We start from the raw sequence: 9,533 nt of genomic DNA, 5'->3' as shown, positions 1-9,533 counted from the left end.
TAAAGACCTCCATAACGCGTCCCGTCGCCGGCTCAGACAATCGCGCGGCCAACGCCAGTTCTCCGCTGGCCTTGTTCAATACAAAGTTGTGATCATAGCCTCCCACATGCTCGAGCTGCCGGTTGTCTGCATCGATGCGCGCGCCGATAGAGGTGGTTTCGGTAAAGTCGAAGGGCGTTCCCTGTACCTCCCGAAGCTCACCGGTGGGTATGGCCGTTGAATCCACGGGCGTATACTGGTCGGCGTCCACAAAAAGCTCGTGATCCAGGATATCGCCGCTGCCTTCGCCGGCCAGGTTAAAAAACGCGTGATTCGTCATATTCAAGATGGTGGGCTTGTCGGTACGGGCGCTGTACTCCAGCTTCAGCTCATTGTTATCCGTCACGGTATAGACGACCGTCACTTCGAGGTTGCCGGGGTAGCCCCCCTCCCCGTCTTCGGAAAAATAACTCAGCTCCAGTGTCTGCCCGTCAACCTGCCGGGCATCCCATACCTGGTGCCGGAACCCTTCGGTTCCCCCGTGGATAGAGTGCTCACCATTATTCTTGTCCAGGTAGTAGGTGCTGTCATCGAGCGTAAACTGTGCATTGGCAATGCGGTTGGCATAGCGTCCCATCGTTGCCCCGAGCGAAGCGATGCCATCGAGGTACTCCTGGGCGGTTTCGTATCCCAGCACCACATCTCCCAGCGTTCCTTCGCGATCGGGCACCAGCAGCGACACAATTTTGCCCCCGTAGTTGGTAATCTGGACCTTCATCCCCTGCTCATTTGCCAGGGTATACAGGTCTACCTGCTTGCCGTCATGCTGCACCTGAAAATCCGCCTGTTTTACCGGCACGTACTCCGGAGATTCTTCCGCACACGAGATAAAGCTGACGATGATCAAATAAAGAGTGGCAGAGCGAAGATATGAATACATAGATAGTAATAGATATTGGATTAGCTGAATAATTTGAATATGAATGATCCCGGCAGTCGGTCGGGCGTGGCAAAACAGGACTCAAATCGCTTGGCTTTCATTTCCATTCTCAGAGTCCGATTACCGGTATAATATAACAGAAATTGTATTAGTGGAAAGAGCTTCCCGGTATTTATCGCTCCCATATAATACTCCTCTTTCAACACTCCCCTTATAATACCCCTCCTACAATACTCTCCGGGCGGCCAGGTATCGATCCGCCCAGTATTCCCCGGACAGCTCGCTGATAGTCACCCCCTGCGAGGTGGAAGCATGTAAAAATTCCTCCCGGTCCACCATAATACCGACATGCAGGCGGTTCCGGCCGGTCCGGAAGAATATGAGATCGCCGGTCCGCACCCCTGCCCTTCGGACCCCTTCCCCGACATTAAGCTGGGTTCTCGTATTGGTGGGCAGGTCCATATCAAAGTAATCCGCGAAAACGATATTGATGAACATGGAGCAGTCCACCCCGCTTTCCGATGCGCCTCCCAGGCGGTAGGGCGTTCCCTTCCATTCGCGGTATGCCTGCATCAGCGAAGCCTGGGTCCCGTTCACCGCAGACACGCTCATGGCGGACGGCGGGCGGGACGATTCCCTGTCGGCTGCGGCAACGGTATCGGGGGCGTTGCCGGCCCCGGATGCAGCTGTGGCGGACGGGGGACGGGCGGACTGTTTGACCGCTCCGCACCCGGCTGAGAGCGCTGCCACACACAACAAAATCACTGTTTTCTTCGCAGATACCATAAAACGGATGATTTAGAACTTAAACTACTCCCCTAAATAATCTATATTTAAAGGCATAATTACAATGACAAAATGAAAGCAGCTATTGAACTATGCAACTTTTGGTGAATATTGATCATGTCGCCACGCTCCGGAATGCCCGGGGCGAGGGGTATCCGGACCCTGTGAAAGCGGCGGCAGTTTGTGAGAAAGCCGGGGCCTCCGGTATTGTTTTCCACCTGCGCAGCGACCGCCGGCATATTCGTGATGAAGATGTCTATGCGTTAAAGCAGAGTGTCACGGGAACCCTGGATTTTGAGATGGCCGCCAGTAAAGAGATGCTGGATATTTCAAGGGACATAAACCCGCACCTGGTCACCCTCGTGCCGGAAAGCCGCGAGGAGCTGACCACCGAGGGCGGGTTGCGAATGGAAAAAGTATTCGACGACTTTCAACAGCGCGTATTTCCCCGGTTCCGTGAAACCGATATCAAGATCAGCCTTTTTATCGACCCGAACAGGGAAGATATCGAGCTGGCCGGTGAGCTGGGGACCGATATCATAGAGCTGCATACCGGGACCTATGCCAACGCGGAAACCGAAGAAGCCCGCCAACAGGAACTGCGGCGGCTGAAAGAAGGGGCCGTACGGGCGCACGAGCTGGGCATTGAGGTCAATGCCGGACACGGACTGAACCTCGACAACCTGAAACCGCTGGTGGAAACCGTGCCGCACCTCAACGATATCAGCATCGGACACGCGCTCGTTTCGTCGGCCCTCTATTACGGGCTGGAAACAACGGTGAAGAAATTTTTGAACATCATGAACTAATCCCATGGCACCCTCACCCTCATTCTCATTCTTTTTACAACAGGCATATCACCATGGAAAATCCACCAGGCCATAAATCGGGCTACGTAGCTATTATCGGCAAGCCGAATGCGGGCAAATCGACGCTCATGAACCGATTGCTGGGCAGCAAGGTATCGATCACAACCCACAAGCCGCAGACCACCCGGCACCAGATCCTGGGCATCCATTCGGAAGACGACCTGCAGATTATTTTCCTGGATACCCCCGGCGTCATCAACCCGCGGTATGAGTTGCAGAAAGCCATGATGAAGACCGTCGACCGCGCCCGCACCGATGCGGATATCATCCTGCTTATTGTGGATGTCACCGACTATGAGGTACCGGGACGGATTTTCGAGATGCTCTCGTCGCTGAAGGGAAAAAAGATCTTCCTGGTGATCAACAAGATTGATAAAACCTCTGAGCAGCAAACGGAAGTCGTAGCCAAAAACATTCAGGAGAAATTCGACTTTGACGACACCCTGTTGGTCTCGGCCCTCAACGGGGAGGGACTTCAGGAGCTGATGGACACCATCAAAGCCAACATCAGGGAGGGACCGCCTTTCTACCCGAAGGATATGCTCAGCGAGCAGCCGGTCCGCTTTTTTGTGGCGGAGATGATTCGCGAGCAGCTCTTTTTGCGCTACCACCAGGAAATCCCCTACTCCTCGACGATTGAGATCGTGCAGTACGACGAGCGCGACGACCTGGATTATATAAGCGCGGATATTATTGTGAACCGGGACTCCCAAAAAGGGATTCTCATCGGCAAAGGCGGCAAGGCCATCAAACAACTGGGCCGGAGTGCCCGCGAGGTGATCGAGGATTTTGTCGAGAAAAAGGTGTATTTGGACCTGCACGTCAAAGTGCGCGACAAGTGGCGGGAAGATCCCAACCGCGTGCGGCATTATGGATATTAAGGTTATTAATATTAGTTAGAAGGTTTTGAAAAACCATACTACTACCTCTATTCGATTCGGGCTATTCCTGCTGCTGTCTGTTGCCCTTGCGTGGCCGGCGGACGGGCAGGAGAATGGCGCTCCTCCCGCCACCCGGGCAGACACCCTTCGCGGGTCCATCACCCCCCAGCGGGCCTGGTGGGACGTCACCTACTACGATCTCCATGTCGCCGTCCAGCCGGAGGACTCTTCCGTCAGCGGGTACAACAGCATCACCTACCGGGTAATAGGGTCCCCCCGGAAGCTGCAAATAGATCTTCAGCCGCCCCTCGAGATCGAACGGGTGACCCAGGACGGGCGGGAGCTGGCCCGCCAGCGGGCAGGCAACAGCAGTGCCTATTTTGTGGAGGTCCCGGGTACCCTGAGCCGCGATTCCCTCTACACCCTTTCCGTCCATTACCGCGGGCAGCCCAAAGTAGCGGAAAATCCGCCCTGGGACGGGGGATTTATCTGGGCGGAGGACCCCCGGGGCAACCCCTGGATCGCAACCGCCAACCAGGGTTTGGGGGCCAGCGCCTGGTGGCCGAACAAAGATCATCAAACGGCCGAACCCGACAGCATGAGTATCCACATAACCGTACCCGATCCGATGGTAAACGTATCCAACGGGCGCCTCCGGGATACCACCCGGCACGATAATGGCACGACCACCTGGAGCTGGTTTGTCTCCAATCCCATCAATAATTATAACATCGCCGTCAATGCCGGCCATTACGTGAACTTCAGCGATACTTTTGAGGGCGCGGGCGGCCGGCTTGACCTGGATTACTGGGTGCTGGAGCAAAACCTGGACAAGGCAAGGGAGCAGTTCCAGCAGGTAAAGCCGATGATGCGGTGTTTTGAGGACTGGTTCGGTCCCTACCCTTTTTATGAAGACAGTTACAAGCTGGTGGAAACGCCCCACCTGGGCATGGAGCATCAAAGTGCCGTCGCCTATGGCAACCATTTTCAAAACGGCTATATGGGAGAGGATCTTTCCGGCACGGGGTGGGGACTCAAATGGGATTTTATCCTCATTCACGAGTCGGCCCACGAGTGGTGGGGCAATAACATCACGACCAAAGATATTGCGGATATGTGGGTCCACGAGGGCTTTACCAGCTATGCCGAGTCCATATACACCGAGTGCCGGTTTGGGAAACAGGCCGCTGCGGAATATACCAGGGGCCTGCGCGACAGAATCCGGAACAGGCGGCCGGTTACCGGGCGATACGGGCTCAATGACGAGGGGTCGGGGGACATGTACTACAAGGCCCATAATATGCTGCATATGATTCGCCATATCATTGATGACGACTCCGCCTGGAAAGACATTCTACGCGGGCTCAATAAAACGTTTCGTCATCAAACCGTTACGGCCGGCCAGGTGGAGCGATATATCATCCGTCACTCGGGCCGGGAGCTGGATGACCTCTTTGACCAGTACCTGCACTACGGCGGGCTCCCGGTCCTCCGGTATTATATTGATGATCTCAACCGCCTGCACTATCGCTGGAAGGCGGACCTCCCCCATTTTGACATGCCGCTGAAGGTGCGGGTAGCGGGCGAGGAATACTCGTTTATCTATCCCGTATCCGAACGGTGGAAGACGCTCCGGCTGCGGGACACTGACAAGCTGGAGGTGGACCCGAATTTCTATATCCGGACCGATTCCCTTTCGGGACCGTAGTTGGTTTCAGTCCTTTTATCTTACTTATCTGAGGCCTATGAATAGCCAGGGTTTTGTTCAATACCAATAGCCTGAGTGATATGAGAGAACACCCGTTTTGCAAAGGTCTCCAATGTATTTTAGGATCATATGAAAAAATAAAGATCCTAACTGCGCATGAACGCCGGCGGGGGCAGTCACCCTTTTAATCTGCAACCGATGTAGAAATCTCTGCAACCGGTGTAGAAATCCCGGTCCGCCGGGAATGAAAAAGAAGGGTTAAACTGTTATTAATACTTGTATGGTTTCCAAAAAACATTTATGTTAGCCTTGAAATTATAAACAGATGTCCGATGATACGAATAGTCAACCATATTACCTGCTGCCGGATGTGTATTTCTCGGTTTTGTATGCCTTGCACACATCCGAAGGACTGATTCGTTTCATTTGTTTGAACCAAATTGAAGGCCCTTCGGAAAAATCCCGGAGGGCTTTTTTTATGCACTGTTCTTTTTAATTACTGAGCATTGTTATCAAGAAAGGCTGAGGGAACAGGCCCGAAGACGCCTTAGCAACCGCTCTGCCCGGCGCATGTTAACGTTTAATTAATTAAATTGATATGCCGGGGCGAAAGGTGCTACGTCCTGCTCCAGTAGTCCGGAGGAAGATAAATAAAGAGACTTAATTCAGCGACAGACCATGACTGAAAAGCCTCTCCCCATATCTTCGCCCGGGAAGCAAGATTTGGAGAGAGGCTTTTTTATTGGACTGAATGTTACTGTTAATGTTAACGAAACGGACCCAAAAAAACAACGGAATGCGAACTACTTTTAACAACTGGTATGACGACAAGATGCGCGCCACGGAAGCACTAAGTGCTGAAACCGACCGCGCAGAAAAAACGTTGGAAACCACGTCAACCATTGCTATTGTCGGACTTTCCCGCAGTTTTCACAAAGACAGCCAGTTTGTTGGGCGGTACCTGCAGAATGCCGGCTACGACATCGTCCCCGTAAATCCCAATGCAAACAGGATTCTCGGCGAAAAATCATATCCGGATCTTCTAAGCATCCCGTTTCCCATTGATGTGGTCGATGTTTTTCTGCCTCCCGGAGTGCTTTCGAAAGCGGTGGATCAGGCCCTGGAAATGGACCCCCGGCCCAAAGCGATATGGCTGCAGCTGGGAACCGGCCAGAACCCCGAAGAGGAGGAAAAGGTCAGCGGATCCGGTATTGAACTCTACCAAAATCGCTGTATCAAAGTGGACCACCAGTTCCTGATTCGGCCTAAAAAACAAGCAAACACAATATCTGAAACTTAATCCATACAACCATGAGTAATAACGGAGAAGAGCGTACCTTTAATTTTGAGACCCTGCAGCTTCACGCAGGCCAGGAACCTGATCCTACAACCGGCTCTCGTGCTGTTCCCATCTATCAAACGACCTCCTACCAGTTTGACGATACCGAACACGCTGCCACCCTCTTTGCCCTCAAGGAGTTTGGCAATATCTATACCCGCATCATGAATCCTACCAGCGATGTGTTTGAAAAACGCATCGCCGCCCTGGAAGGAGGCGCGGCGGCGGTAGCTACGGCGTCGGGACAATCAGCGCAGTTCATGAGCATCGCGACGATCGCACAGGCCGGTGACAATATCGTATCTACTCCCTTTCTCTATGGTGGAACCTATAACCAGTTCAAGGTAACCCTCCCGCGTCTCGGTATCGATGTAAACTTCGTTGAAGAAGATACGCTTGAAAGCTACGAGGCAGAAATTGATGAAAATACCAAGGGGATCTATGTAGAATCGATCGGAAACCCGCGCGGCAACGTGCCCGATTTCGAGGGGTTGTCTGAGCTCGCGCAAAAACACGGCATCCCGCTGATCGTGGACAACACCTTCGGGGCCGCCGGCGCCATCTGTCAGCCGATAAAATACGGGGCCAACATTATTACGGAATCGGCGACCAAATGGATCGGGGGACACGGGACCAGTATTGGCGGTGTGATCGTGGATGCGGGGAACTTTGACTGGGGCAACGGTAACTTCCCGCTCTTCACGGAACCTTCTCCCGCGTATCACGGTCTTAATTTCTGGGAAACGTTCGGTCCCGACGGACCGTTTGGCAATATTGCCTTTGCTATCCGGGCGCGCGTGGAAGCGCTGCGGGATTTCGGGTCGGCGCCCTCTCCTTTCAACAGTTTCCTGCTTCTGCAGGGACTTGAAACGCTCTCGCTGCGCACCGAACGGCATTGCGAAAATGCACTGAAGCTGGCCAAATGGCTGCAGCAGCAGGATGCGGTGGAATGGGTACAGTACACCGGACTGCCCGACCACCCGTACCACGAGCGTGCCCAAAAGTACCTGAAGCCCGGGCAATTCGGAGCGGTTCTTTCTTTTGGCGTGAAAGGCGGATTTGACCCGGCCCGCTCCTTCATTGAAAACGTAGAGCTTGCCAGTCACCTGGCCAATGTGGGAGATGCCAAAACACTGGTTATCCATCCCGCTTCCACGACGCACCAGCAGCTGAGCGAGGCTGAACAGGCTTCCAGCGGTGTGAAGCCGGATCTTATCCGTGTTTCTGTCGGTATCGAGCATATCGATGATATCATTGAAGATTTCGACCGGTCATTCAAACAGCTTGAAGTAACCGCATAACCCACAGGCAGCGCCCTGCAGCACCGGCGGCAGGGTCTGTTTTAAAACGAACAACTAACCCTTATTACATGAGTACTACTGTTAAAGAAAAACAAAACCTCGACCAAAACGTCATCCAGGCTGTGCAGGCCCTCGCCAAAGAGATCAACAGCAATCCCGAAAAAGCGAATGTGTCTTTTAAGACCGAGTCCAAACTTGAAAAGGGACTTCAGTCTGAAATCAATGTGCGGGAATTTCAGTTTGTCTCTGACGAACCGGAAAGCCTCGGCGGTACCAACCGGGGCGCAACACCCGTGGAGTACGTATTGGCCGCATTGGCTGCCTGTCAGGAAATCGTGATCAAGGCACATGCCCTGGCCCTCGGCATCAACGTAAAGTCGGTTACCGTAAAGACAACCGGTAACCTGGACCTGCGCGGCTTCCTGAATCTATCGGATGACGCCCGGCCCGGGTTTAATGACGTGAACCTCATTACGGAAATTGAAACAGACGAAACGGATGAGAAAAAGTTAAATCAGCTTGAAGAAATTTCCTTCAAAAACTGTCCGGTTCTGGACATCATAGAAAACCCCGTACGGGTTGAAGGAACCGTCAATTTCGTCAACTGAGCAACCATATATATAATGAATGTGTTACATCCGCCGGGCGACCTTGTTGTCTGACAGATATATCTTATTATGAACAAAGGCGTACAACAACACAAGCTAAAAGAACCTTTCGTCACCGAGTCGGGTTATGCCATCCCGGAACCCCTCGTGGCGTACCAGACATGGGGCGAGCTGAACAACGCCCGGAATAATGTCTTTCTTGTTTGTCACGCGCTTACCGGCAATACGGCCGTGGACGAATGGTTCGGCGGATTGTTTGGTCCGGGCAAAACGCTTGACCCCGAACAGCAGTTTATTATCTGCATCAATTCGCTGGGCAGCTGTTACGGTACCAGCGGACCCACAAGCCAAAACCCGGAAACCGGCCGGCCGTATCGCATTGATTTCCCGGAAATTACGATCCGGGATATGGTCCGCCTGCAACAGAAACTGCTCGACGAACTCCAAATTACCGGCATTGAACTGGTCATTGGCGGGTCCATGGGCGGCATGCAGGCCCTGGAGTGGTGCATTATGGACGATCGTCCCCGGTCCGCGGTCTTTGTCGGCATGGGCAAGGCCCACAGCCCGTGGGCTATCGGAATCAGCCATACCCAGCGACAGGCCATCTACAATGATCCGAACTGGAAGGAGGGCTACTACAGCGCCGACCAACCCCCCAAAAAAGGATTGGCGCTGGCCCGCATGATTGCCATGCTCAGCTACCGGTCCGATGCGGATTACGAAAATAAATTCGGCCGGCTGCCCCAGGAAGACGGGGATCAGTTCCAGGTAGAGTCGTACCTCAACTACCAGGGACAAAAACTGGTGGAACGGTTCGATGCGGTCTCATATGTACGGCTCAGCCAGGCGATGGACAGCCATGATGTGGCCCGCAATCGATCATCGTACCAGCGGGTATTGGGACAACTGGACATCCCCGCCCTGGTGATCGGTATCGACACCGACCTGCTCTACCCGGTGCAGGAGCAACAGGAACTGGCCAAGCTGTTGCCCGACGCCCGCTACCGTGAGATTCGTTCGGCTCATGGCCATGATGCTTTTCTGATGGAGTTTGAACAGATGAACGATATTATCACGTCCTTTATAACTGAAACACCAAAACCAACGCTCTCTTCCTGA

General features: G+C 53.4%; 9 protein-coding genes and 1 riboswitch. Of the genes, 7 read left to right on the top strand and 2 right to left on the bottom strand.

Features of this window, described 5'->3' with window-relative positions:
- On the bottom strand, positions 1–919 hold a 919-nt coding region (locus tag ACESLU_RS01265; RefSeq protein WP_372634011.1), incomplete at its 3' end, for an aldose epimerase family protein.
- Positions 920–1,144: 225 nt separating this feature from the next.
- Positions 1,145–1,669, bottom strand: coding sequence for an NlpC/P60 family protein (locus tag ACESLU_RS01260; protein WP_372634009.1), 525 nt, complete (start codon positions 1,667–1,669; stop codon positions 1,145–1,147).
- A 128-nt stretch (positions 1,670–1,797) separates the two neighbouring features.
- On the opposite strand from ACESLU_RS01260, the gene ACESLU_RS01255 reads away from it, so the two are divergent.
- The 7 genes from ACESLU_RS01255 to metX all read left to right on the top strand — a co-directional run bounded on the left by ACESLU_RS01255 (position 1,798) and on the right by metX (position 9,533).
- Complete coding sequence (locus tag ACESLU_RS01255) at positions 1,798–2,514, top strand: pyridoxine 5'-phosphate synthase (protein ID WP_372634007.1); 717 nt, start codon at positions 1,798–1,800, stop codon at positions 2,512–2,514.
- A 53-nt stretch (positions 2,515–2,567) separates the two neighbouring features.
- Entirely contained in the window at positions 2,568–3,455 is an 888-nt protein-coding gene (era, locus tag ACESLU_RS01250) for a GTPase Era (RefSeq protein ID WP_372634005.1), read from the top strand.
- Positions 3,456–3,480: 25 nt separating this feature from the next.
- Positions 3,481–5,163: a M1 family metallopeptidase gene (locus ACESLU_RS01245; RefSeq protein WP_372634003.1), complete on the top strand. Its 1,683-nt coding sequence runs from the start codon at positions 3,481–3,483 to the stop codon at positions 5,161–5,163.
- A gap of 506 nt (positions 5,164–5,669) precedes the next feature.
- A riboswitch (SAM riboswitch) is annotated at positions 5,670–5,816 on the top strand.
- Between the two features lie 143 nt (positions 5,817–5,959).
- The gene (locus ACESLU_RS01240) at positions 5,960–6,463 is read left to right on the top strand and encodes a CoA-binding protein (RefSeq protein ID WP_372634001.1); all 504 of its coding nucleotides are present in this window, start codon (positions 5,960–5,962) and stop codon (positions 6,461–6,463) included.
- 11 nt (positions 6,464–6,474) lie between these two features.
- Positions 6,475–7,803: an O-acetylhomoserine aminocarboxypropyltransferase/cysteine synthase family protein gene (locus ACESLU_RS01235; RefSeq protein WP_372633999.1), complete on the top strand. Its 1,329-nt coding sequence runs from the start codon at positions 6,475–6,477 to the stop codon at positions 7,801–7,803.
- A 68-nt stretch (positions 7,804–7,871) separates the two neighbouring features.
- Positions 7,872–8,411, top strand: coding sequence for an OsmC family protein (locus ACESLU_RS01230; protein ID WP_372633998.1), 540 nt, complete (start codon positions 7,872–7,874; stop codon positions 8,409–8,411).
- Between the two features lie 69 nt (positions 8,412–8,480).
- Positions 8,481–9,533, top strand: coding sequence for a homoserine O-acetyltransferase (metX, locus tag ACESLU_RS01225; RefSeq protein WP_372633995.1), 1,053 nt, complete (start codon positions 8,481–8,483; stop codon positions 9,531–9,533).

Origin of the sequence: Fodinibius sp. (assembly GCF_041642155.1) — a bacterium.
Classification (GTDB): Bacteria; Bacteroidota; Rhodothermia; order Balneolales; family Balneolaceae; genus Fodinibius.
This window is presented reverse-complemented; position numbering and strand designations above follow the sequence as displayed.